Annotated in this window: 24 protein-coding genes; 7 read left to right on the top strand and 17 right to left on the bottom strand. The window is 60.5% G+C overall.

Going from position 1 to position 22,305, the window contains the following annotated elements:
- Nucleotides 1–21: 21 nt before the first annotated feature.
- The 3 genes from AC1DVN_RS05210 to AC1DVN_RS05220 all read right to left on the bottom strand — a co-directional run bounded on the left by AC1DVN_RS05210 (nt 22) and on the right by AC1DVN_RS05220 (nt 2,621).
- Entirely contained in the window at nt 22–1,056 is a 1,035-nt protein-coding gene (locus AC1DVN_RS05210) for a baeRF2 domain-containing protein (protein WP_477993602.1), read from the bottom strand.
- A gap of 201 nt (nt 1,057–1,257) precedes the next feature.
- A complete protein-coding gene (locus AC1DVN_RS05215) occupies nt 1,258–2,340 on the bottom strand; it encodes a M48 family metallopeptidase (RefSeq protein WP_019747189.1) in 1,083 nt (360 codons plus the stop codon).
- A gap of 77 nt (nt 2,341–2,417) precedes the next feature.
- Complete coding sequence (locus tag AC1DVN_RS05220) at nt 2,418–2,621, bottom strand: hypothetical protein (protein ID WP_003945456.1); 204 nt, start codon at nt 2,619–2,621, stop codon at nt 2,418–2,420.
- 145 nt (nt 2,622–2,766) lie between these two features.
- Here AC1DVN_RS05220 and AC1DVN_RS05225 point away from each other — a divergent pair, with 145 nt between their 5' ends.
- On the top strand, nt 2,767–2,922 hold the full coding sequence (locus tag AC1DVN_RS05225; RefSeq protein WP_003945912.1) for a DUF6131 family protein: 156 nt from the start codon (nt 2,767–2,769) through the stop codon (nt 2,920–2,922).
- Here AC1DVN_RS05225 and AC1DVN_RS05230 read toward each other — a convergent pair whose 3' ends face one another.
- The 4 genes from AC1DVN_RS05230 to AC1DVN_RS05245 form a co-directional block, all read right to left on the bottom strand.
- Complete coding sequence (locus AC1DVN_RS05230; protein WP_047889156.1) at nt 2,923–4,086, bottom strand: carboxylate-amine ligase; 1,164 nt, start codon at nt 4,084–4,086, stop codon at nt 2,923–2,925.
- Between the two features lie 517 nt (nt 4,087–4,603).
- Entirely contained in the window at nt 4,604–4,990 is a 387-nt protein-coding gene (locus AC1DVN_RS05235; RefSeq protein ID WP_141752498.1) for a hypothetical protein, read from the bottom strand.
- Nucleotides 4,991–5,247: 257 nt separating this feature from the next.
- Nucleotides 5,248–6,654, bottom strand: coding sequence for a serine hydrolase (locus tag AC1DVN_RS05240; protein ID WP_070387163.1), 1,407 nt, complete (start codon nt 6,652–6,654; stop codon nt 5,248–5,250).
- A 184-nt stretch (nt 6,655–6,838) separates the two neighbouring features.
- Nucleotides 6,839–7,726 carry an SAM-dependent methyltransferase gene (locus AC1DVN_RS05245; protein WP_020968642.1) on the bottom strand — a complete coding sequence of 296 codons (888 nt, stop codon included), beginning with the start codon at nt 7,724–7,726 and terminating at the stop codon, nt 6,839–6,841.
- Between the two features lie 285 nt (nt 7,727–8,011).
- Here AC1DVN_RS05245 and AC1DVN_RS05250 point away from each other — a divergent pair, with 285 nt between their 5' ends.
- Together AC1DVN_RS05250 and AC1DVN_RS05255 are read left to right on the top strand one after the other, a co-directional pair.
- Nucleotides 8,012–8,350, top strand: a complete 339-nt coding sequence (locus AC1DVN_RS05250) for a hypothetical protein (RefSeq protein ID WP_021333190.1) — start codon at nt 8,012–8,014, stop codon at nt 8,348–8,350.
- A gap of 47 nt (nt 8,351–8,397) precedes the next feature.
- On the top strand, nt 8,398–8,883 hold the full coding sequence (locus AC1DVN_RS05255) for an RNA polymerase subunit sigma (protein WP_070387164.1): 486 nt from the start codon (nt 8,398–8,400) through the stop codon (nt 8,881–8,883).
- A gap of 44 nt (nt 8,884–8,927) precedes the next feature.
- On the opposite strand, the gene AC1DVN_RS05260 is transcribed toward AC1DVN_RS05255, so the two are convergent.
- Genes AC1DVN_RS05260 through AC1DVN_RS05275 form a run of 4 tightly spaced genes read right to left on the bottom strand, consistent with a single transcriptional unit; the run spans nt 8,928 to nt 12,099 of the window.
- Nucleotides 8,928–9,698: a glucose 1-dehydrogenase gene (locus tag AC1DVN_RS05260; protein ID WP_070387165.1), complete on the bottom strand. Its 771-nt coding sequence runs from the start codon at nt 9,696–9,698 to the stop codon at nt 8,928–8,930.
- Between the two features lie 8 nt (nt 9,699–9,706).
- Nucleotides 9,707–10,282, bottom strand: coding sequence for a TetR/AcrR family transcriptional regulator (locus AC1DVN_RS05265; RefSeq protein ID WP_477993603.1), 576 nt, complete (start codon nt 10,280–10,282; stop codon nt 9,707–9,709).
- A gap of 51 nt (nt 10,283–10,333) precedes the next feature.
- Nucleotides 10,334–10,861 carry an SRPBCC family protein gene (locus AC1DVN_RS05270; RefSeq protein ID WP_020906471.1) on the bottom strand — a complete coding sequence of 176 codons (528 nt, stop codon included), beginning with the start codon at nt 10,859–10,861 and terminating at the stop codon, nt 10,334–10,336.
- A gap of 50 nt (nt 10,862–10,911) precedes the next feature.
- Nucleotides 10,912–12,099 (bottom strand): zinc-dependent alcohol dehydrogenase, encoded by a 1,188-nt coding sequence (locus tag AC1DVN_RS05275; RefSeq protein ID WP_019747201.1) that lies wholly within the window; start codon nt 12,097–12,099, stop codon nt 10,912–10,914.
- 185 nt (nt 12,100–12,284) lie between these two features.
- Between AC1DVN_RS05275 and AC1DVN_RS05280 the strand changes: the two genes are divergently transcribed.
- The gene (locus AC1DVN_RS05280) at nt 12,285–12,431 is read left to right on the top strand and encodes a hypothetical protein (protein WP_019747202.1); all 147 of its coding nucleotides are present in this window, start codon (nt 12,285–12,287) and stop codon (nt 12,429–12,431) included.
- 150 nt (nt 12,432–12,581) lie between these two features.
- Here the strand turns inward: AC1DVN_RS05280 and AC1DVN_RS05285 are convergent, their stop codons facing one another.
- Complete coding sequence (locus AC1DVN_RS05285) at nt 12,582–13,220, bottom strand: PAS and ANTAR domain-containing protein (RefSeq protein ID WP_477993604.1); 639 nt, start codon at nt 13,218–13,220, stop codon at nt 12,582–12,584.
- Nucleotides 13,221–13,388: 168 nt separating this feature from the next.
- A complete protein-coding gene (locus AC1DVN_RS05290) occupies nt 13,389–14,264 on the bottom strand; it encodes a haloalkane dehalogenase (RefSeq protein ID WP_060938310.1) in 876 nt (291 codons plus the stop codon).
- A gap of 62 nt (nt 14,265–14,326) precedes the next feature.
- Between AC1DVN_RS05290 and AC1DVN_RS05295 the strand changes: the two genes are divergently transcribed.
- Nucleotides 14,327–14,785 carry a MarR family winged helix-turn-helix transcriptional regulator gene (locus AC1DVN_RS05295; protein ID WP_020906474.1) on the top strand — a complete coding sequence of 153 codons (459 nt, stop codon included), beginning with the start codon at nt 14,327–14,329 and terminating at the stop codon, nt 14,783–14,785.
- Between the two features lie 12 nt (nt 14,786–14,797).
- Here AC1DVN_RS05295 and AC1DVN_RS05300 read toward each other — a convergent pair whose 3' ends face one another.
- Entirely contained in the window at nt 14,798–15,670 is an 873-nt protein-coding gene (locus tag AC1DVN_RS05300; RefSeq protein ID WP_042950976.1) for a hypothetical protein, read from the bottom strand.
- Nucleotides 15,671–16,038: 368 nt separating this feature from the next.
- Between AC1DVN_RS05300 and AC1DVN_RS05305 the strand changes: the two genes are divergently transcribed.
- The gene (locus AC1DVN_RS05305) at nt 16,039–17,415 is read left to right on the top strand and encodes a WS/DGAT/MGAT family O-acyltransferase (RefSeq protein WP_046378056.1); all 1,377 of its coding nucleotides are present in this window, start codon (nt 16,039–16,041) and stop codon (nt 17,413–17,415) included.
- Nucleotides 17,416–17,433: 18 nt separating this feature from the next.
- Here the strand turns inward: AC1DVN_RS05305 and AC1DVN_RS05310 are convergent, their stop codons facing one another.
- The 3 genes from AC1DVN_RS05310 to AC1DVN_RS05320 are packed head-to-tail and all read right to left on the bottom strand — an operon-like array spanning nt 17,434 to nt 19,759.
- Nucleotides 17,434–17,847: a PPOX class F420-dependent oxidoreductase gene (locus tag AC1DVN_RS05310; RefSeq protein WP_019747211.1), complete on the bottom strand. Its 414-nt coding sequence runs from the start codon at nt 17,845–17,847 to the stop codon at nt 17,434–17,436.
- Between the two features lie 55 nt (nt 17,848–17,902).
- Complete coding sequence (locus AC1DVN_RS05315; protein ID WP_477993605.1) at nt 17,903–18,769, bottom strand: hypothetical protein; 867 nt, start codon at nt 18,767–18,769, stop codon at nt 17,903–17,905.
- A gap of 12 nt (nt 18,770–18,781) precedes the next feature.
- Complete coding sequence (locus AC1DVN_RS05320) at nt 18,782–19,759, bottom strand: HAD family hydrolase (protein WP_046379794.1); 978 nt, start codon at nt 19,757–19,759, stop codon at nt 18,782–18,784.
- Between the two features lie 177 nt (nt 19,760–19,936).
- Here AC1DVN_RS05320 and AC1DVN_RS05325 point away from each other — a divergent pair, with 177 nt between their 5' ends.
- Nucleotides 19,937–22,297 carry an arylsulfatase gene (locus tag AC1DVN_RS05325; RefSeq protein WP_153213218.1) on the top strand — a complete coding sequence of 787 codons (2,361 nt, stop codon included), beginning with the start codon at nt 19,937–19,939 and terminating at the stop codon, nt 22,295–22,297.
- Nucleotides 22,298–22,305 lie beyond the last annotated feature (8 nt).

The following is a 22,305-nucleotide window of genomic DNA, read 5'->3' on the forward strand; positions in this document are numbered from 1 at the left end:
ATCTGATCATCGGGCCGGTGTTCAGGGGTGCCGAAGTATCGCGCCGTATCCGTCGGCGAGAACGAGGCGTTCGTCGATCTGTACCAGCTCGGTGCCGGTCCCGATTGCGATGTAGGGGAGTACGCGATCGGCGGGCCCGATCAGCTTTCCACTGGTGACTTCCTTGTCGTCGGGATCGGTGAGCAGCAGTGTCTCGACCTTGCCCTGCTCGAGGGCGTCGAGGACGCGTGCGGTCCCGTCGATGGAGAGGCCGGAGTCCCGGCCCTGCTCTGCGACGTAGCGTTCGGTTTCCGCATCCATTCTGCGTAGTCGCTGCGTGTCGATCAGTTCACGAATCGACTTCGACACCTCGGCGGGTGTCGAACCGACTGAACGCGAACCTTTTTCGACGTCCACCACCCGTAGCGTCGACGGTAGGAGCTGTGCAAAAGCTTTGCGGGACTGTACTTCTCCGATCACGACCACCAGTGCGACCTTGTGTTCGCGGGCGAGCGCCGCCGCGCGCTCCACGGCCTGTGTCAGGTTCTTTCGGATGTTCTCCTCCACGAGGCTTTGGCTGTCGGTGTACCGCTCCTGGCCGCCCACGTGCGCCTTGTGGACCGGGAAGCCGTCGCCGTCTACCGTTTCGCCGTACACGTCACGCCCGCGAGCATCGCGCACGCACAGGTCCGCGCCAGTGTGGTCGACCTTTGCGATGAGGAACGGTTCGGTGTCGTATCCGTGTGCGATCAGTGGAATCAAGTAGGGCAGTTCGCCCAAGGTCGCGATGGTGGAGCCGGCAGGTTCGAGCAGAATATCGTCGATCAGCACTGCCTCGGATGTGGCGACGATCGCGCGTCCGGCGCGACCTGAGATGCCGTGATGGTTGTCCTTCATCTCGTCCAGTCGCGCGATCAGCGATTCCGATGCTCCCTGTTTCGTCAGTTGATTGCGCATCGAGCGCCATTCGAGTTCGAAGCGCTCGCGTGCATCTTCCCGGTTGCGGACGTCTTCGAAGTACACGGAGGCAAACGGGCCGTCACTCGAACCGACCTTCTTCAGCCGCCCAGCATGCATGTCGGCTCCCTTCTGTAGTGGTCCTATGCCGCGTACCCGACAACTGGTGATTCGACACGACCGCTTTCAGTTCGCACGTTTGTTCGACTGCTGGTACTGTCTGTGAACGTGAGGGTGGTGCAGAGGGAAGCCTGCATCACCTTCACGCCAAGAATCCGGGACCTGCCGCCGACTGCCTTCGGTGGCAGGTCCCGATTCTGCTTAATCGGCGTCGTCAGTGCCCTTCGACCTGTCGGAACTCTTGCGCCAGTGAGTGAATCGTTCCTTGATGTCCGTCGCTACGTCGCCGACGCCGTTCCCGACGGCGCCCACGGCACCGCCCAATCCGCTACCGATGTCGCGCACCATCCGGACCAAGGGGTCTTCCGACTCGTCGAAGTTCTGCTTGTAGGTCTTGGCTGCATTCTTGAACTCGTCGCTGATCTTCGCTCCGTCGTCATCGCCGCGGCGGGGGTAGTTTCCGCGCAGAATCGCGGCGTAGTCTCCGCTGTCCACCCACTTCTTGAGTTCGGCGGCGCGAAGCACCGAGAACGGGTGAGAGAGCAGTTCGATGTTGAGGAGCTTGAGTACACCGTCGCGGAGGTCGCCGCTGGCGTCGTACTCGGCGGCCTGGGCAAGAAACGCGTCGATGTCGATTTCACTGACTCGGGATCCGCCGGCCAATTTCATCTGCACGCGAATCGCTGTGTGTACGTCCTGGCCGCACAGTAGTCCTGCACGATCGCCGGACAGTTCGGACTTGCGTTGCCATTCCATCAGGGCGGCGATGATCGCGCGCAGTGCCCACCCACCGACGGGCAGCCATCCGATGGTTCCGGCCAGTCGCATCAAATGCATCAAGATAGTGCGATACACGGCATGGCCGGACAGTGCGTGGCCTAGTTCGTGGCCGATGATGAACCGTTGCTCCTCGTAGTTCATCACGTCCAGCAGACCAGTAGTGACCACCATGAACGGCTTGTCCATGCCGATGGTGAAGGCGTTGACCATCGGGGTCTGGAGTACGAACAGCTCTGGTGTCTCGTCGGCCTGCAGGATCTCGACGCAGTCACGGCGCAGATCGTTCAGGTCACTGAACTGGCGTTCGTCGACTCGCACTGACGTGGCGAGGTACATGAGGCGGTGCTGACGTTCTTGGAGCAGTCCGGACAGCGTCCGCAGAACAGTGTCGAACCCCCGAAGCGTCCGGAGCGTCACCAATGCGGCCCGATCGGCTGGGTGTTCCCACGCACGCGAGCTGATGTCCGGGAACTCGATTCGGGTGCGATCTGGTGCAGTGGTCATGGTGGCCCCTCACTTCGATGTGTGTCGACTCACCTCCAGGGTAACGACTAGTCGGTTTAGCGCGGATTTCCGGCAGCTCACTCGGTGGGCTGGGGGAGCGTGCAATCCGTGACTTTGGGGTTGACGCCGAAGTAATTCAGCGGGCCGGCGATGACCGTGAGCGCGATGGTCCCGACGCCGGCGCAGTTGGTCGGCGAACTGCTGTAGTAGCCGCGTTGGCCGGCCGCGACGGCCCCGACTATCAGCCAGATCAGAACGATCAGAGTCACAATTCTCATCATGGCGGGCTCGATTCTTCAAATATTATGGTGCCCAGCGAAATACCCGGTCAGAGTGGGTATGAAACGCTCAGCCGACGGGTATCCCTGATGTATGCGGCTCGAGGCGGGCGTATCCGCCCGAGTGAACGCACTGAAGGAGCTTGTGATGATCATCCTCGGCGTAATCCTGCTGATTATCGGTTTCGTGGTGAACATTCCGATCCTCTGGACGATCGGTGTCGTCTTGTTGGTGATCGGAATCATCCTGTACGCGCTGGGCGCGGCCGGGCACGCTATCGGTGGTCGGAGGCATTACTACTGATCAGGGGGTCGGCCCGTCATGCGTATCCGTGCCAGTCGGGACGGTGCGCTCAACGGCACGTGCGATCAGTTCCCGCAGGCAGACCTGGCGAAGCGTCCGCTGTTGCCAGTCGCTGCCGCCGCCGGTCACGCATTTGTCGCGCAGTGCTGATTCCACGCTCGTGTACTCGCCTGTCTCGTCGAGGGAGTCACGGACATGGATCAGGAGTCGGTGCAACTGTTCCGTGGCCGAAATTCTTTGTGTGGTAACCGGATCGATCGACGCTCCCAGGACGCCTTCCTTCGCGGACACCCAGGTTGCGAGGCGGAGGTTCTCGAGGGAAGTGCGCGGAGCGACGACTCCTCGTTCGACGGCGCGCAGTGCAGTGGCGACCAGCGCGCGCACAAGTGCTGCAAGCAATACGGTGTCGTCGACCGTCGGCTGAACGTCGCAGACCCGGATCTCGACGGTCGGTAGGTGGCAGGAAGGCCGGATATCCCAGTAGGCCATCCGCTTGTCGAGCATCACGCCGCAATCCACCATCTTCGCGACCGCGGTGTCGAAGTCCCCGGCGGTCTCGAAGTACGGCGGCGGCCCGGCGACGGGCCACCGGGACCATTGGATCGCCCGCCAACTCGCGAAGTCGGTGTCGACTCCTTGGTGGATACGGGAGTTGGCGCTCAGTGCCAGCAGGGCAGGCAACCAGATGCGCACGTGATTGCAGACCTGCACGGCCTCTACTTGATCAGCGACGCCCACATGGATGTGGCAACCGCAGATACTTTGTTCGGCGGCGAGGGCGCCGAAGTGTTCGCCCATCTGGCGGTAGCGAGGGGAGTCGCTGATCTCGAAACGCGAAGGCCCCGAAAGCGGTGCGCCGACGGCCAACAGCCTGCAGCCGTTCAACTCGGCCGCTTTCGCCGCGAGCCGACGCATGTCGATCAAGTGGGTTCGGAGTTCGTCGATGTTCTGGCACACGGGAGAGTTGGTCTCGACTTGGCAGCGGGACAACTCGAGCTGAAGATCCAAACCGAGTGTCGACGCGGTTTCCGCAACCGCGGCATTGTCGGTGGACGGCAGCCAGGATGTCGGGTCGACGAGGATGAATTCTTCTTCGACGCCGACGGTCGGGGTCGTCGATTCGTAGCGGCCAGCGGTGGATCCGGTCGAGCAGGTGGCGCCCATGCTCGCGTCTACCCGGTCGGTCGAAGGCGGAAACCGACCCGAGGAAGCCCCGTTCTCGTCGGGAGAACGGGGCCTGTGGTCGGTCTTGCCAACATCTCGGAAGCGTCAACGAGCCCTTGCACACCGTATGAATCTGGGGACTGGCGTGCCTGGGAAAACGTACTGTGTCGGACTCGGTAAAACGAGACCCCAAGGCATGTCTCACCCCCGATTTCACCCTCATGCGAGGGTGCCTGCACGCCCTTCGTCGAGGCGCGGATCGTGACCTGGTGGCCTGCGGCGGTCCAGTCGCGGTTTATCCGTGGGGCCGCCTTTATCGGGCAGATTTCGAGAAATACGAACCCATCTAAACTAACGTCCAGCATTCGGATGTGAAGTTCTGGCGAAGTGTGGGGACTCGGTGAGTCAACAGACATTTGATCAGCTAATCGCGTGCACAGTATCCACTGAAGATATGAAATTTTCGAACTGGTATTGCGTTTCATCTGCGAAAATATCCAGTGGTCATGGGTGAAATTCAGAAGGTGGGAGAAAGTGCCTGGGATTGTGTTGCTAACGGTTCGTTATCGCCGCCGAATGCCCACCATGTATGTGGATGGCGCCTCTTGGAAGCGGGAAAACTGCGTGTCATCCGTGTCGCAACTTCCTCTGCCTTGTGGTCTTGGATTGAGAGTTTCACCAGGAGGATCTTTCGTAATCGACGCGTCCGGAAATTTTTCTCAAGATTTACCCACTTGCGAATTAGGGAATTTAATGGGTTGTGGAAAGTGGAAATATTGCGGGTGGGAGCTGTTATTTGCGGTGATTTGCTCATATCTTGCTGAGTGAGGTATTTGCAACCGAAGTGCCACGTGGTCGAGAAATAATGCTTTTCATGCTTTACATTGGAAATTGCAAGATGCACGTTTCATCCTCCAGTTTTAAACGAAAGGACGAACGCAATGGGTAGCTTGGAAGATTTCGACATCGCGGCACTTCTTCAGAAGGTCATCGCATTCTTCGACGGATTCTCGTCGGACGAGACCGAGCCCCCCACGGGCTAAGACTTGGCGAAGCCGCTGTGCATCCGGATGACACTGGAAGCACAGCGGCTTCTCTGTATCCGGACCTCATCTGTCAACCCAGTCGGAGACTGTCGCGAAATCTCAACCTTCTATCGTTCTAGCTGGTCGCATCCTTCTGGATCAGGAGCATCGCGTCGTCGACCGGATCGAAGTACAGAGCCGGATCGGCAACCAGGGCAGCGTCGTCACCGTGAGTTTGCATGGTGACGACCCAGGCGCGATCGTCGTGTTCCACGTAGTAGGCACCCGCAAGGACCCCGATGGAGCTGCCGCCCTTGAATCCGCCGTAGGTGAACCATTTCGCGGACTCGTCACCGAGCGCCGGATCTTCGGCCAGTATGTCTCGAACCGGTGCACCGCTCTCGGTCTTCGCCATCTCTTGCAACGAGACCAACGCGGCACGCAGGTCGGCGGGCGAGGCGAACCAGTCGATGTCGAAAGGCCATGCGGGGGTGGTGAATGCTGACGCCGGGATGTCCACCAGGCCGCCAGGTAGTGCCGCCAGTATTGCTCGACGCTCGTCCGGGGTTCCGTCGCGCCAGGCGATACGTTGTGCGCCATCGTTGCCCCAGCCGAGTTGGAACAGTGCGCGGGTCGGCTTCAGTGGAATGTTGAGCGAAGGATCCGCCATGCCCATCGGGGCGAATTCGGCCTCGACCTGCTCGCGCCCGACAGCAGCGATCAGCATGTCGGTGGCGGTGTTGTCGCTGATCGAGATCATCTTGCCGGCGGTCTCCCGGACCGTGACTTCGGTTCCCGACGGCAGGTCCTGCATTGTCCCGCCGGGCATCGACTTGAGGTCGTCGGTGATGGTGAGCTTCTGATCCCACGAGAGTGTCCCGTTCTGGACAGCCGTCGCGACCGCGCCGAGAACGTACAGCTTGATCGTTGACCCTGTGGGCTGTGGTGAGGTGTCGCCGACACCGACGACTTCGGCGTTCTTTCCGCCGGTGACCTCGGTGACGGTCAAGTTCGTCGGCGCGGGAAGTGCTTTGACAGCTGCCTCGAGCTCTTTCCACGATGCGGCAGGCACATGATCGTCTTTGGTCGGTGTTATCGCCATTCCAAGGACCAACCCGCTGCCGTCGACGACGACGTTTATGTCGAACGCGCCGCCGGTGGTACTGGTGATGGAAACGGTGCCGTCGGTATCGCCTCCCTTGTAATTCACTGTTGTCCAGGGCTGTCCGGCTCGGATGGAGTCGAAGTCCGGAGGCGTCAGGACAACTGGTGCGGTGGGTCCGAAGTGCTCGGCGATTTCTTCCTGGGGCAATGGCGCGCTCGTGTTGAACGCACTGAGAAGCCAGCTGATCTGCTTGCCGACGGGGCTGTCGGGGATCGTGACTGTCGTGGGTGTCTCGGTGGCGGAGACCTTTGTGCTGTTGTCCGAGGTTTGTGCAGAACCCGGCCCGGAAGTACATGCGGCGAGGGCGAATACCGCTGCGGAGGCAAGTGCCACCAGCGTGAGCGGGCGACTCTTCCTGCGTGTGTGTTCGAGTTTCATGGACTCATTTCATCAGCGTTCTCTTCGGCGCGCGTCCGTCTGAGGTGTAGACGTACTCAGCCTGAAGTACTGAATCGGTTCATCCTCGAGTGCCGTCAACTACTTGTCGTGGTGACACGCATAGTGAAGCTGGACAAAACGGAGAAATGCTGCACCCGAGTAACTTTCGTGAGGACTGCCCGAGTTAGTTCTTGGTCGCGGCCAGGAAAGAAGGCTGCGTCGACAGTGCGGCGATCTCTTCGGGGAGATCAGGAATCCGGCGATCGTACAGATCTGCCAACCCCACCGAGCTGAAGCGTCGGACGGTCCAATTGTGTTCAGTGAGCCACCGGCCGGGATCGGATCGTTTGTCGCTGTAGAACAGTTGCGAAATGTCCAGGTCTCCGAACGGGTTCTCGGCAAAGTACTTGGATCTGATGGTCGCCAGCTTCTTCGGGTCCGTGCCGGCCGGAAAGTCGTTCACTGCCAACCGACTACCAGTGGCCGAGAGTTCGTCGATCCGCTCGAACAGGGCGTCGTGGGCCGGGCCGGGGAGATAAGCGAGCAGGCCTTCTGCGGACCATGCAGTAGGTTCCTTCGGATCGAAACCGGCCTCCGCGAGCGCAGCCGGCCAGTCGTTGCGCAGATCCGTAGGCACAGTGCGTCGATCAGTTTTCGGCTGGGCGTCGCGCGCCGCGAGCACTTCGGCTTTGAACTCCAGTACCTTTGGTTGATCTACTTCGAACACTGTGGATTCTGAGTTCCAATCCAGCCGGTACGCACGCGAATCCAACCCCGCCGCAACGATTACCGCCTGCTTTACTCCGGATTCGGTTGACGACAAGAAGAATTCGTCGAAGAACCTGGTTCGCAATCCCATGAAACCGCCGAAGGGTGTGTCGTCGAGGAGTGCCGGATCTTTCAGAAGAGCTGTGAAATGCGGCTCCGCTGCAGCTTCTACGAACCACGATGCGAACTTGTCTTCGATGATCGCGTCCGAGCGGGCGCTTTCCAATGCGCGGAAGGTCGCCACTGCAAGCGCGGTGAGTCCGACGCTGCTGACGATGTCCCACGTATCTCCATCGCTCCGCATTTTCTGGGTGTCCTTCCGCTCTGGACGACTGAGCCGAACCCTCTCGACTTTACGCCCGAGCGACCCCTTGCCGCCTGGAACGGAACGGTCGGAACTGGGGCGCGAACAACCACGAGGCAGCGTCGGAACATTATGTAGTGCAAGGCGTTCGGTTTGAAATCAGCCCTGCCAGGAATCTGCCAGGGTTGTGCCAGTGGACGGCCAGGATGCAGGACTTCACTGGTGTGTGCCCCGTTCGGGACAGCCAGAGAGAGTCTGGAGAAATCTTCGGAGAAGGGATCGATCATGACACGACTATCCGCACCGGAACAACGTAGGAAGTACTTCTGGACCAAGCTCGCGGTGACGGGTGCGGTATTGACCGTACCCATTGCCGTGCTCGCCGCACCGGCCTCGGCAGATACTGTGAATCATGATGTAACACAGGCCGATAACAGTTGGTACGGAGATCAGGGGGGCGATCACTCGCACGATTGGGACCGTGGTGGAAACGGCGGCTGGAACCAGGGTGGTAACTGGAATCAGGGCAACGACTGGGGCAATCAGAACCAATGGCAAGGCGGGCAAGATCAGGCACCCGCGCCGACAGTGAACCCCTTCGCCGGACTGTTCGGATCCAGCTGATCCCCCGGCTACACGACGAATTTCGGGTCGAGAGAGATTGTAAGCCCATGTTGCAGGAAGGCTCGCTCGAGATGTTGGCCGCCGCGGCACGGAGCGGTAGCGATGAAGCCATGACCGATTTGTACGCAGTGTTTCGCCCGATGGTTGTGCTGCGGTGCCGCGCCGAGCTTGATCGGGCCGTCTCCGACTCCGCCGCGGATGCTGCATGCATCTCTGTTCTCACGGCAGTTTGTGACGGATCGGCGGCGAATCAGCCTTTCCTGCGCCTGCTGTACGTGAGTACAAGCGTCGCGATTGCTCGGGCGGCATCCGACCGGTTCAGCAGTGGGCCGCTCCCGCCTTCAACAGCGCTCCCGGTTGTCGAACGCGATGTCCTGGTGTTGCGGTTGATCGTCGGCCTCGACAGTGAGGCGACGGCAACATCGCTCGCCCGTACGACCGGCCAGGTGTCACTCGACCTGCATCGTGCGCTGCAGCGCCTGCGAAAGTTGAGTTCTCCGAATGCAATCAGGGAGACGTTGGTATCTACCTGAGGACGTTCGGAATGCGCAGGTTCAGGCGGGAACGGATCCCTGCCTTACTGGCCGGCGATGTATTCGATCGACGGTCCGGCGGTCCAACCACCGTCGACGGCGATCTCGGAACCTGTTGTGTACGAGGCATCGTCGGAAAGTAGGTAGGTGACCGCACCGACCAACTCCTCCGGGCGACCGACACGGCGATACGGATTGTTGGGGAATGCGCCCTCTTCGAGGCTGATGCCCGTCGGCGCAGTCATGGGGGTGAGGACCATGCCGGGGTGTACGGAGTTGACCCGAATCTTGTCGCGACCGAGTTCGACGGCGGCGATCTTGCTCAGCCCACGCACGCCCCACTTGGCTGCGCCGTAACCGCTGGTCAGAGCCATGCCCATCAGGCCGGCGGCCGAGGAGATGTTCACGATGGATCCGCCGCCTGCTGCCTTCATGAACGGCACCACCGTGTGGATACCGGTGTGTACGGACACCAGGTTGATCTGGATGATGCGTTGGAACGTCTCGAGCGGTTCTTCGGCGACCGTCTGGCCGGAAGCCGAGATTCCGGCATTGTTGACCAAACCGTTGATCGCGCCGAATTCGGATACCGCGTACTCGGCGGCGGACTTCCAAGACGCCGGATCGGTGACGTCGAGGTGAACGTAACGTGCTGCGTCGCCGAGAGATTCGGCCACTGCTCGGCCGTCCTCGTCGAGTAGGTCGGCGATGACGACGCGGCCGTTACCCGCGACGATGCCGCGCGCAAACGCTTCGCCTAGGCCGCGTGCGCCGCCAGTGACGAGAACGATTTTTCCGGAGAGATCCTGAGTCATGATTGTTCCTAACCTGTTGGTGTTGCGAGATATGGCTTCGAGAACGCGCCGAGCGCGCGGGTGATGGCCTTGGGTGCGGGGGTCCGGAGGTCTGCCATCTCGCGCAGTGCGGCCACTACCGCCAGTGTTGCCTGGCCCGAAGCCGCTGTCGTGTCGAGCGAGCCTTCTGGCCGATCGATCAGACGTGCAACTTCTGGGCAGATCAGTTCCATCGTCTCGAAAGTTGCTGATTCCCACACTCTCCGGAGCGCCGCGTCGCCGAAGATGATGGGCATCAGTGACCGAGTCATCGGCTCGAAGGACTCGCCGACCGATGCGATAAAGGCCGTCTTCACTGCCGCTGAGAGTCCGAATTCGCGGGATTGCGCGCTGAGGGCGGTGGCAAGACTGCGGTTTCCCTCGTCGAGCATCGGCCAGATGCTCTCTTCCTTGGTGGCAAAGCAGCGATAGAAGGTGCGCTCGGAGATTTCTGCCCGTTCGGCGAGCTCCGCGATGGTCGTCGAAGTGTCGCCGCGTTCGACGAAAGCGGCAGCGCAACTCTGCGAGACGCGGAGAAGTAGTGCAGTGCGGCGGGCTGTTGCCATATCCGCACTGTACCAAAAGTGGCAGAAACTGCCACAAGCTGTGCCGGTCGGTCAGCCGGTGCTGCCTTCGATGCCGGATACCTCCTGCTCAACGGCGCTCTTGATATTCAGCAGCGTCTTGCGGATGTTGCCGCGCTGAAAGTCGGCGAACGTCTTTCCGCCGGTGGCAACCTTGTCGAATATGTCGGCCGCAAAATCCGGCCAGCCCCGTCTGTCGTCGATCCACGTTTCGGTAACTCGGGTTCCGCCGGGGACGGGCTGAAATCGGTACCGCCAGGTTGCAATAGCGGCAGAGATTCGTGGCGTGGCAAGGCCGATCTTGTGAACACGGAATTCGAACAGTTTCCCGGCGTCGGCAGCGGTGACGGTGCATCTTGTGGTCCACTGCGCGCGCCCACGTTTGTTGTGCCCGTCGAACTCCATACCCAGGAAAGCGCTTTCGCGGTCTCCCCGCAAGGTAGCTCCCAGGTTTTCGGGACTCCAGTCGCCCATGCGAGTGGGATCGCTGATGAGCTCATAGAGAGAAAGCGCGTCGACATTGACGACGACGCTGTCGGAGACGGTGAGTTCGCGAGCCATTTCGGTTTCAGTTTCTTTCTGTCGAACGTGGATGGAATCGGTGCTGATTATTACCCGTGCGGTTTCAGTTGGATCTTGACCGCGCCTTCCTGCTTTTTCTGAAAGATCTCGTAGGCGTGTGGCGCCTGATCGAGCGGCAGCTGATGAGTGGAAAAGGTGTCGACGCCGAGTGGGTCGTCATCAGTGAGCAAAGGCATGATGTCGTCTACCCACTTCTTGACGTTCGCCTGACCCATCCTGAGCTGAATCTGCTTGTCGAACATAGTCATCAGCGGCAGTGGATCAACCATGCCGCCGTATACACCGATCAGAGAAATCGTCCCCCCGCGCCGAACGATGTCGATGGCCGAATAGACCGCACCGAGTCGATCGATTCCTGCGTTACGCATCGCAGGCGCGGCAAGAGCATCGGGAAGGAGTCCGACGAACTGCTGCGCGAGCTTTCCGATCGGAGACCCGTGAGCTTCCATTCCGACAGCATCGATCACCGAATCGGTTCCACGGCCGTTCGTCGCATCTCTGACTGCGTCACCGATCTTGCTGCCGTAGTCGTCGAGATTGAGGGTTTCGATCCCGCGTTCGGCAAGGCGTGCAAGGCGTTCGGGTACACGGTCCACGCCGATTACTCGAAATCCCTTGTGGTGAGCGATGCGGGCCGCCATGTCACCGATCGGTCCGAGACCGAGGATGGTCACGGACCCACCCGGCGGGATGTCGGCGTATTCAACCGACTGCCAGGCTGTGGGAAGCACGTCGGAGAGGTAGACGAATCGCGAATCCGCGGGACCTTCGGGAACTTTGATGTGTGTGAAATGTGCTTGCGGTACTCGAAGGTACTCGGCCTGCCCGCCTGGCACCGAGCCGTACAGCTCGGAGAAGCCGAACAACGCTGCGCCCGTTCCCTGATCGCGGACCTGAGTCGTCTCGCACTGTGTGTAGAGGCTCGAATCACACATGAAACAGTTGCCACACGAGATCTGGAACGGGATCACGACGCGGTCGCCTATCTCGAGATTCGTGACTTCCGAGCCGACTTCTTCGACGATGCCCATCGGTTCATGACCGAGAATGTCGCCGGCATTCATGAACGCACCCAGAGTCTCGTACAGGTGCAGATCGGATCCGCAGATATTCGTCGTGGTGACCTTGATGATCGCGTCACTGGGTTCGACGATCTTCGGGTCCGGAACCGTATCGACGCTTACTTTTCGTTTGCCTTGCCAAGTCACTGCGCGCACTGGGATCGACCTCTCATCGCGGAAATGCTGTTCGCAGTCACCTGCCCGAAAGCGCTGAAATGCAAACAAAACCGGTGAGGGTTGCGGGAAGTGCTGAGAGCGTTAGATTGAGAGGGAGGCGGGCCGAGGCTCCTGAAAGGCCGCACGCCGTATGACTGACAGGACCAAATGACGGGGATGACCGCATGACCGAGAAAGACAACAACGACCAGTCGCCCAAGGGTGGGCACCCAGGGCCCGTGGACAAGGGCGGCGACGGCGGAATGGCAACTCGAGAACAGGCGCCTGAACTGGTCGAGGAGACCTCCGAGAAGAAGTCTGACGACAAGTAGTTTCCTTTTACTCCGCGTTGGGTAACAACGGGGATAGGCCGCATCGGACCGTCCCGGAATCAATGCGGGCGAGGTTCCTCGAGGTTGAGCAGCCAGCCACGGGAACCGCCTTAAGCATCTCCCAGTTCGTGGTTCAGCCGGGTTAGAAGTTCAACCCTGTAACAGCAAGTGATCGAACCGGGTCCGCAGAAGTGTCGGGACCCGGAAATCGTCCAGCGTGCGAACTATCAACTGCTCGGCAACATCCCTGAGTTTCACGTTGGTCTCCTGCGAACGCCACACGAGGATGTCGAAAGCTCGATCGGCAGAGATTCCGTAGATCACCATGAGCATGCCTTTGGCTTGCTCGATCACCCCGCGAGAAGCAGTGATTTCGTTGACCAGCACGTCGACAGATGCTTTCACCGTGCTGTCCAGGGTTTCGGTGACGTCGATGTAGAAGCCTGAGCTGCCGACCACAGCACCCGACTCGTCCACGACGCTGTCGCCGACGACGATTACCGAGTGAGTGTCCCCTGCGGTGTCGATAATGCGGTGGCGGCTGCTGAACGGGCCGCCTGAAGTGCGGATGGCATGCAGTGTCTGGGCAACGTGTCTTCGGTCGTCGGGATGCTTGTGCGCGAGCATCAATTCCGTCGTCGGAGCCACTTGGTCGGGTTCGTATCCGTGAATCCGTGCGACTTCGTCCGACCACGCCCACCGGTCGCCGTTGCGGTGATAAAGAAAGCCGCCCACCCGGTGTGGAGCCCCCGATCCCGACGTTCGCCCCAACCCGTCCTCGTTCACCACACACGCCCCCTCGTTCTCGACCTCGTCCCAACCGGCGTACTCGCCAGTTAGTTATATCGGACAAATCCGGCGGAGGTGGTGTCGGTCCCATATTTCGGAGCACCGTCTGGATCGCTACCGCATGGGTCGGGGAAACCGGCGCTCAGAGAACGTGGCGACGGTCCCACTTCAGTCGCGGCTGAAGCAGTGTTGCCGCTGTGTCCATTCGGTGATCGCCGCCGCGATGGCCGCAGGCTGATCCTCGGGGGCGAGATGTCCTGCGGGACCGCACTGTTTCACCTCGAGGTTTGCGATATTCGATCGGCTCCACGCGACTTCGTCAGGTCCGATCATGAGAAGTTCGGCGGGGCCGCTGAAGGTGAGAAGGAGTTTGGGTACCTCGCTGCTTTCTGCGAGCCAATCGCTGTACGCCGCCACTCGTGCATTCACGTCGCCGGGACTTCCTTCGACGGGGAAGGACCGTGGCCACTCGAGAAGGGGCCGGCGACTCTCCGGCGAGGGGTAAGGGGCGCGATAGGTTTCAGCATCGGTTTCGGACAGTTCTCCGAGAACTGTTCTGTGAAGCGCAATTTCGAGGAAGAAGTTTTCGTCGAGTACCTTGGTCTCGCCGATGCCGGGAGCTCTCAGGGCCTCGACCCGCGCTCGTGCGTCTCCCGGGAAGTGCTCGTCCCAGGTCATCGGACGGAGGATCGTTTCGAAGAAGGCAACACCTCGAACGCGTTCGGGATGGCGGGCAGCCCAGTCCAGTGCAAGTGCCCCGCCCCAGTCGTGTCCGACGAGTACGACGTCGTCGAGCTCCATCTGGTCGAACCATGCGTCGAGGTAACGGGCGGTGTCGAGAAAACCGTAGTCGATTGGCGGTTTGCCCGACGCGCCCATTCCGATGAGGTCAGGGGCAAGCGCTTGGCCGAGATTTCCTATCTGCGGGAGGATGTTTCGCCACAGGTAGGAGGATGTGGGGTTCCCGTGGATAAGTACGAAGGGTGTTCCGTCTCCGCACGAGCGGTAGGCCACAGTCGAGTCGAGCACGGGAATTGTGGGCATTGCGACTCCTCAAATAGTTTCCATGTACCCTAATTTAGATAGTAGCCATGTATTCTATTTGAATGCAAGATCGAGAAATATGGACGACGGGGTCGCTGGTGTGGCACCTTGGCTTGCGCTGGCGGGCGGGGGTTGACCGAGCGATCGCGCACCTCGGGTTGACCCACGCCCAGTATTCGGTGCTCGCGTCTCTCCATGGTCTGGTGAGTGCGGGGGAGAGGCCTAGTCAGCGAGAACTCGCCGCGCACACAGGGTTGCAGCGAATCTACATATCCAAGCTCGTGCGAGCGTTGGAGAAGAGCGGGTTTGTTGTCAGCGAACGAGACAGTCGCGATGCGAGAGCCGTTTGCCTCGATCTCAGTGACGAGGGGAAACGAGTCATAGAACTCGCTAAAGACATTGTCCGCCAATTGGATGCAAAGAATACGGAAGTGCTGACGAAAACCGGTGGGCGGGAACTGGCCGAGCTCCACCGCGCCCTCGGTGCGTTACTCGACGCCACCGAAGCCGGCGATGAATGAAGTCCGACCTACTTACTTGGCGCTACGTTCGGCGGCGACGGCAGCAGGTTCGGGTGAGCCGGCCGGCTGTGGCCTGAGGCTGTCGGCACCGATGTTGTAGACGTCACTCGTCGTGGTGAGGGAGTTGGACGTGGTGGACGAGGGAAGCCCGGCGCGCCAGTTGACGATTGGATTCAGAACGCCGAACGGGCCACATCCGGAAGCTGTCGGGACGGCGAAGGGCTGTCCGGTGTGCCCGGTGTTTCGAACGACGGCAGTATCCGGGAAACCTGGAACCTCTTCGAGGACGCCGTATTCGGTCACATCCAAGTTGAGTTGAACGGGGTTGCTGTCCGAGCCCAGGTAGCATTTGCCGCCGAGGAGAGGGTTCGCGATCTTCAATTTGACGGGTAGCTTCACGCCAAGCTGAAATGCATCCACGGTGGGGAGTGCAGACGTCGACTCGACGGTGGCCGAGGCCTTGTTCAGTCCGAAGAGATTGTTGAATGGTAGGTCGATTCCGAGTGCGCCCCCGGGGATGTCGATAGGTTCGGCGTAGATCCCCCGACTGTTGTCGTTCGGTGGGATGAAGACTTGGTCGAATCCGAATTCAGCCTCTGGATTTTCTCGGTAGGCAACTCCGCCTGCGATGCGCATCGCCCCGGCGGGAATGCCGACGGAAAGCTTGCCGATCTTCATGTTTCCGCCGGTAACCGTGACGTCCATACAGGTGCTGGTCTCGGGATTGTCGATCGGACATGAATCCCAACCGCCGAAGGGGATCTCCGCTGCCGGGGCGGCTCCTGCAATGCTTGCTGACAGGCTTCCCACCGCTGTGACGGTGGCGAACACAGTTGCGGTGGCGAGTGCGCCGAAAAGCCCACGCGACGTCGAACGTCGGGACATGTATTTCTCCTTTGGGTACAACCGACCAGTCGGGATTGTGATGATGAGTGACGGTAGTCACGTGTGACTTGGATGTACAGACAATTTGAAACAATTCCGACAAAAGTATTACTGCGATCGCCTTCGCTACTACTTGTGGCTGTGAGGATTGAAATTTGTTGCAGTGCTCTGTGTCTCGTCATTCACCCACGAATCGCTGTGAGGTGCTTCGACCCGAAAAGGCGTTCGTCGACGGGAATATCGGACTCCTGTCGAATCGAGGGGGCAATGTTTTGTCGGAGTCGCCAACGAGGGAAGTCAGGGCGAGTAACTTTGTCGAACAGCGGCTGATCGGTACTCCGGGCAGCTGCCCGAGAGAACGGATCGCCATGACGCTGATGCTGCCGCTCGACTCGATGTTCCTTCTGATGGAGTCGCGGGAGCATCCCATGCACGTCGGTGGCCTGTCGCTTTTCGTTCCGCCGGAAGGGGACGACGGCGAATTCGCCAGGTCGCTCTACCGTTCGCTCACCGACGTCGACTCGATTCGCCCCCTCTTCCGTCGCAAGCCGGTGCAGTTCTTGTCGAACTTCGCGCCGGTGCGTTGGACGGAGGACGCAGACGTCGATCTCGAGTATCACGTCCGGTTGCTCGCGCTGCCCAAGCCGGGTCGAGTCCGCGAGTTGCTCGAGCTGACCTCCATGCTCCACGGCACGCTGCTCGATCGGCACCGGCCGCTGTGGGAGGCGTACGTGATCGAAGGTCTCGCCGACGGCCGAGTTGCCGTGTACATGAAGACGCACCATGCACTCATGGATGGTGTGTCTGCTGTTCAGGCGTGGTACCGCAGCCTCTCGTCGGACCCGCTCGATCGAGAATCGATGCCTCCGTGGGCGCAGCGACCTTCTTCGGGGCGGGTTCGAGCCAGTCGCGGGCTGGACCTGCAGAGGCGGATGGGCTCCGTGATCGAGACCGTGCAAGATGTGGTCGGGGTGGGCCCAGCGATTGTGAACGCCGCTGCCTCGGCGGTGAAGGACCACGTCGCACCGTTACCGTTCGCTGCTCCGAAATCGATCTTCAACGTCCCGATCACCGGCGCGAGGCGTGTCGCCGCGCAGTCGTGGCCGATCGAGCGCCTGCGCAAGGTCAGTTGCGTTGCAGACGTGACGCTCAACGATGCGGTGTTGGCTATGTGCGCGGGCGCGCTGCGGCGTTACTTGATCGAACTGGACGAGTTGCCGGACAAACCGTTGATCGCGATGGTGCCGGTATCACTTCGTAAAGGCGATGAGGGTGAGGCTTCCGGCAATGCTGTTGGTGCGGTGTTGTGTGATCTGGCAACCGAATTGGCGGATCCGGCGGCCAGACTTCAGAGAGTTCACGACTCGATGAGTAGCGCCAAGTCCCTGATGTCGGGACTGACGCCCCTTCAGATCACGGCGCTCAGTGCATTGAACGTCGCGGGCCTCGGGTTGCCGCTGATCCCTGGTTCATCCCGACTGATCACTGGGCGCCCAGTCTTCAATCTGGTGATTTCCAACGTGCCCGGCCCGACGACGACGCGATACTGGAACGGCGCGAAGCTCGAGAGCTGCTATCCGGCATCGATTCCGTTGGACGGGCAGGCAATGAACATCACCGTCATCGGCTATGCGGACACCATGCAGTTCGGTCTCGTCGGTTGCCGCCGCAATGTTCCGCACCTGCAGCGGCTTCTCGGTCACCTCGAGGAATCACTGAGTGAACTAGAAGCCGCAGCAGGCTGATCAATTCGATTCGGGCATTCAGACGTCACGTCCGTTGACGACCAACTGGTGGACGTCCAGTTCTTTGTCGTCGAGGCCGAAGCTGATGATGCGTTCGGGGTGGATACGGATGATCGGTGCGTCGAGACCATGCGCACCAGCACCCGTAACATCCAAAGCCTCTGCCCGTCCACGGATTTCGACACACCTGACCCGCCATGGATCTACAGATGCGATGTCGTCCACGACAAACGCGACCCGCCCGTTCTCCGCGACATTGTGAAACTTACGGCTGCCCGTCATGTTGTAACCGCTGATGTCGATCGTGGCTGTATCCGGGTTGTAGTGGAATCCGACCGGACTGACTTGCAGCGTTCCATTCCGTTGAACCGTCGCGAGGCGTCCGAGAGTCTGTGTGGCCAGGTAGTCGAGTTCGATTCGGGTGAATGTCATGAAATCACGCTAGAACCTGAACTGCTGTAGAGGTCAAGATCTCCGAACGTGCAACTCATTCCGTCTCGTCAAGGCCCTCTTCTGCTTCGTCGACCCGGCGCTCGGCTTCGCGAAGCTCATCCTCGGACTCTCGAACCGCGACGCCGGCAGCCTTCTCGGTGTTCTTGGCGAACTGTCGTTCCTGTTCTGCGTGTTCGAGATCGGCGCGGAGTTCTTCGATGCGGCGGTCGAGGTCGGACAGCTTTGACCTGGCATCCTCGAACTGGGCGGTCTCGGCCTTGACCCGTCGTCGGATTTTCTCGAGGTCTGCCCTGGCTTCCGTCAATTCTGCTTTCGCCTTGGCTTGTTCGGCCCTGTGATCCGGAGCAGTGGATTTGGCCGGAGCGCTGTCTTCGGTGTGGATCGCAGGGGCATCGTGTACGGAATCCTCCTCCACTACAGCAAGTCCCGCCGGCCCGAAACCGCTGTAACTGGCAGCGGTCACAACTCGTCCGAGTCGGACCTGCGCGGCAGTCTCCTCGTCGGACAGGGCGGCATTGAGGGTCTGCGCGACATCACGTAACGCATCCTCGCCGGCATTCTTTCCACGCGAAGCCGCGATCTCACCGGATTTGTGGGCGAGACTTCGCACCACCTGCTGCCTCTGTGTCGTCAGCCGTCGCAAGTCCTGACCTGAGAGATGGCGTTGGGCGTCGCGTAGCGATTCGCCAAGCGCGAGAAGTGCATCCAGATCTTCGGATAGATTGCGCGAAATGAGATTGACCAACCATCCCACGGTGGTTGGCTTCCGAAGTTTTCCGATCTCCGCGGCCAGTGTGCGGTCGTTGTCCTCCCGGGCAGCCTTCACATGCTTTGTACGCGCCTCGACGAACTCGCCGGGGTCGAGGCCGTAGAGTTCGTCGGCGACATCATCGAGGGTCACACGTCCATACTGTCATTCGGCGAGTGGTTCGAAGACTGTCTTCCAGTCGTTTTTGATGCTCACCACTGTCCACCCGTTTGCGCGCGAGGCGTCGAGTGCGTGCTCGGCTCCGTCCACGTAGTCGAACTCGCGTTCCGGATCGTCATGGAGCACCAGAAGACGAAGTGCCGGAATGTTCGGGTGTTCGGCGAACTGCAACATAGGTAGGTCACCGTTGCTGTTTCCGGCCGCGATGACAGGTCGTCGGCCGATTCGGTTCCATATCTGTACGGGCTTGGCCGGCCCGTCGTCGACGACATCGGTTTGGGGCTGACGAAGTATCGTGCCGCTGTGACCGTCGTCCTTCCACGTCAATGCCACGCCGCTGCCGATGACGCGATCTCGGGGGATGCCGTAGACCTCCTGACTGATCGGCCGCATGAAATCACGTCCGCCGCCAGAGACTATGTAGTTGGAGAAGCCTTTGGCCGCAAGGTAATCGAGCAACTCCACCATGGGTGAATAGCTGCAGTGCAAATATTTGCGATCGAGAGTGGGATGCGAAGCAGTGCGCAGGTAGGTATCGGCGTGGGTTTCGAATTCGTCGACTGTGACTTCGGCGAATGCCGCCAGGACACCGGCCGCGAGCACCTTCAGTGCGCTGTCGTCGCCGCGATAGTGCTTCGAGATCACATCGTTCAACCAGGCGTAGTCCTGCTCGAAGGCCGCCTGCCACGGTTGACGGTTGCGAAGAGTCGGATCCTGGTTGGTCATCTCGACGAGGCGGCGCAAGATGAAGTCGAGTTGGATCGGCATCGGCTTCTCACACCACAGAGTTCCGTCGTTGTCGAAGACTGCGATCCGGTCTTCCGGTGCGATTTCGTCCGGACTTCCCTCAGTCGTCGCGCGTTCGACGAATTGCCTGATGGCCTGTTTCGGCGTGCCGTCCTGCCAGCTCGGAAGCGGGTCAGGGTTATCGGAGGTGGAGGCTTCAACGAATTGACTGCTCATGTGGTCCCTGGCTTCCAGTGAGGCGATGACAGACCCAGCACTTTCATACTCGGACCTCCTGCCGAAGATGGCATCGCCCATTTCGGGCGACAGCGCTTCGGTGAGCACAATCGGGGTATGCGATTGACCATGCAGCCGTAGAGGCTGGCATTCAGATCACCTACAAGGAGCCAGGTCATGGCCAACGCATTCAAAGGCGTCGTCAACCTCGATATTCGCGATTCGATTCCCGACTGGAGCCCGTACGAGCAGCCGAAGGCTGCCGCCGGCACGCCTAACATTCTCTACATCGTTCTCGACGACGTCGGATTCGGCGCCTTGGGTTGCTACGGGGGACCGATCGAGACGCCGAACATCGACCGCATCGCGGGCAACGGATTGCGGTACGGGCAGTGGCACACCACAGCGCTGTGCTCACCGACGCGATCGTGTCTGCTCACCGGCCGGAACCACACGACCAACGGAATGGCTTGCATCAGTGAGTGCGCGGTCGGGTTTCCCGGCGGGAACGGTCACATCCCTCCCGAATGTGCCACGCTCGCCGAGGTTCTGGTCGAGCAGGGGTTCAGTACCGCGATGGTCGGGAAATGGCACCTCTGCGCCGAAGACGAGATGAATCTTGCTTCCACGAAACGGAATTGGCCGGTCGGTCGCGGATTCGAGCGGTTCTACGGCTTTCTCGGTGCCGAGACCAATCAGTGGTATCCCGACCTCGTCCACGACAACCACCCCGTCGAACAGCCGTCGACGCCGGAAGAGGGGTATCACTTCAGCGTCGACATCACCGACAGAGCGCTCGAATACATCGGCGACGTGAAGTCGATAGCTCCGGACCGGCCTGTATTTCTCTACTACGCACCCGGGTGCGCACACGCTCCACATCACGCGCCCCGCGAATGGGCCGATCGCTACGCAGGCAGGTTCGACGCAGGGTACGAAGCCATGCGGGATGAGATTCTGGCGAGGCAGAAGGACATGGGACTTGTCCCGAACGACACGACTCTGCCCTCACTCAACCCGATAGGCACTCCTGACACCCGCACCGGACCTGACGGCGAACCGTTCCCGCCGCTGGATTTCACCCGCCCCTGGGGCACCCTGTCCGCTGACGAGCAACGACTGTTCTCACGGATGGCGGAGGTGTACGCGGGCTTCCTCTCGCACTGCGACGATCAGATCGGACGCCTGCTCGAATACCTCGAAGAAATCGAGCAGCTGGACAACACGATCATCGTGGTGGTTTCCGACAACGGTGCCAGTGGTGAGGGCGGACCCGACGGTTCAGTCAACGAGAACAAAATCGCGAACGGGGTACCCGACGACCTCGCCGAGAACCTGGCAAAGCTGGACGAGTTGGGCAGCACCGAGACGTACAACCACTATCCCAACGGGTGGGCGATGGCGTTCAACACCCCATTCAAGATGTGGAAGCGGTACTCGTTCAACGGCGGAACCTGCGACCCCTGCATCATCTCGTGGCCGGAGGGCATCGACGCCCGAGGCGAGATTCGAGATCAGTACCACCATGCCATCGACGTCGTCCCGACTCTGCTCGACTGCGTCGGTGTCGACTTGCCCGACACGGTGAAGGGATACACCCAGCACCCGATCCAAGGCGTGAGCATGCGGTACAGCTTCGACGCAGGCAACATCCCCACCGCCAAGCACACCCAGTTCTATTCGATGCTCGGAGGACGAGGGATTTGGCATGACGGGTGGAAGGCCGTCACCACGCACCCGACTCTGAGCGGGTGGGGTCATTTCTCCGAAGACACCTGGGAGCTCTACCACACGGAGGTGGACCGAGCCGAGCTCCGGAACCTTGCCGGCGAAGAACCCGGCAGGCTCGCCGAGCTCGTGGGGTTGTGGTTCCACGAGGCCGGCGCCAATCAAGCTCTGCCACTGGATGATCGGTCCGGTGTCGAACTCCTCACCACACCTCGCCCCCAGCTGGCTCCGCCGCGCAACCGGTACGTCTACCGTCCAGGGGGAGCCGAGGTACCGGAAGCCGTCGCTGTCAACCTTCGTAATCGTTCATACTCGATCGGGGCAGTTGTCGACTTGGCCGAACCGGGTGCGGCCGGTGTGCTGTTCTCGCATGGCGGCAGGTTCGGTGGTCACTCGCTGTACGTCAAGGACAACCGACTGCATTACGTGTACAACTTCCTCGGCAGTGAACAGCAGAAGATCGATGCCACCGAAGACCTTCCCATCGGCGAAAATGTAATCTTGGCAGCAACTTTCGACAAGGAAGGTGAGGATCCGTCGGGCACTGCGCACGGGGTGCTCGGCCTCTACTACGGCGATCGGAAAGTCGGTGAGGGCAGAATCCGCACTCAGCCAGGCAAGTTCAGCATCGGCGGTGGCGAAGGGCTCAATGCAGGCCGTGACAGCGGGGAGCCTGTGACCGACGACTACCCGGGTACCTCACCATGGGCGTTTACCGGTGGAACGCTCAGCCGGGTGGCGATCGACGTCAGTGGGGAACCGTACGTCGACCTCGAACGCGAAGCAGTGGCGATGCTCTCGCGTGAATGACAGATCCG

The sequence above is a fragment of the Rhodococcus sp. P4_E4 genome (genome assembly GCF_056401575.1).

What these genes read in the sequence shown, in the direction of transcription:
- AC1DVN_RS05210 (WP_477993602.1), bottom strand. Translation starts at nt 1,056, where the DNA reads ATGCATGCTGGGCGGCTGAAGAAGGTCGGTTCGAGTGACGGCCCGTTT.
- AC1DVN_RS05215 (WP_019747189.1), bottom strand. Translation starts at nt 2,340, where the DNA reads ATGACCACTGCACCAGATCGCACCCGAATCGAGTTCCCGGACATCAGC.
- AC1DVN_RS05220 (WP_003945456.1), bottom strand. Translation starts at nt 2,621, where the DNA reads ATGATGAGAATTGTGACTCTGATCGTTCTGATCTGGCTGATAGTCGGG.
- AC1DVN_RS05225 (WP_003945912.1), top strand. Translation starts at nt 2,767, where the DNA reads ATGATCATCCTCGGCGTAATCCTGCTGATTATCGGTTTCGTGGTGAAC.
- AC1DVN_RS05230 (WP_047889156.1), bottom strand. Translation starts at nt 4,086, where the DNA reads ATGGGCGCCACCTGCTCGACCGGATCCACCGCTGGCCGCTACGAATCG.
- AC1DVN_RS05240 (WP_070387163.1), bottom strand. Translation starts at nt 6,654, where the DNA reads ATGAAACTCGAACACACACGCAGGAAGAGTCGCCCGCTCACGCTGGTG.
- AC1DVN_RS05245 (WP_020968642.1), bottom strand. Translation starts at nt 7,726, where the DNA reads ATGCGGAGCGATGGAGATACGTGGGACATCGTCAGCAGCGTCGGACTC.
- AC1DVN_RS05250 (WP_021333190.1), top strand. Translation starts at nt 8,012, where the DNA reads ATGACACGACTATCCGCACCGGAACAACGTAGGAAGTACTTCTGGACC.
- AC1DVN_RS05255 (WP_070387164.1), top strand. Translation starts at nt 8,398, where the DNA reads ATGTTGCAGGAAGGCTCGCTCGAGATGTTGGCCGCCGCGGCACGGAGC.
- AC1DVN_RS05260 (WP_070387165.1), bottom strand. Translation starts at nt 9,698, where the DNA reads ATGACTCAGGATCTCTCCGGAAAAATCGTTCTCGTCACTGGCGGCGCA.
- AC1DVN_RS05265 (WP_477993603.1), bottom strand. Translation starts at nt 10,282, where the DNA reads ATGGCAACAGCCCGCCGCACTGCACTACTTCTCCGCGTCTCGCAGAGT.
- AC1DVN_RS05270 (WP_020906471.1), bottom strand. Translation starts at nt 10,861, where the DNA reads ATGGCTCGCGAACTCACCGTCTCCGACAGCGTCGTCGTCAATGTCGAC.
- AC1DVN_RS05280 (WP_019747202.1), top strand. Translation starts at nt 12,285, where the DNA reads ATGACCGAGAAAGACAACAACGACCAGTCGCCCAAGGGTGGGCACCCA.
- AC1DVN_RS05290 (WP_060938310.1), bottom strand. Translation starts at nt 14,264, where the DNA reads ATGCCCACAATTCCCGTGCTCGACTCGACTGTGGCCTACCGCTCGTGC.
- AC1DVN_RS05295 (WP_020906474.1), top strand. Translation starts at nt 14,327, where the DNA reads ATGCAAGATCGAGAAATATGGACGACGGGGTCGCTGGTGTGGCACCTT.
- AC1DVN_RS05300 (WP_042950976.1), bottom strand. Translation starts at nt 15,670, where the DNA reads ATGTCCCGACGTTCGACGTCGCGTGGGCTTTTCGGCGCACTCGCCACC.
- AC1DVN_RS05305 (WP_046378056.1), top strand. Translation starts at nt 16,039, where the DNA reads ATGACGCTGATGCTGCCGCTCGACTCGATGTTCCTTCTGATGGAGTCG.
- AC1DVN_RS05310 (WP_019747211.1), bottom strand. Translation starts at nt 17,847, where the DNA reads ATGACATTCACCCGAATCGAACTCGACTACCTGGCCACACAGACTCTC.
- AC1DVN_RS05320 (WP_046379794.1), bottom strand. Translation starts at nt 19,759, where the DNA reads ATGAGCAGTCAATTCGTTGAAGCCTCCACCTCCGATAACCCTGACCCG.
- AC1DVN_RS05325 (WP_153213218.1), top strand. Translation starts at nt 19,937, where the DNA reads ATGGCCAACGCATTCAAAGGCGTCGTCAACCTCGATATTCGCGATTCG.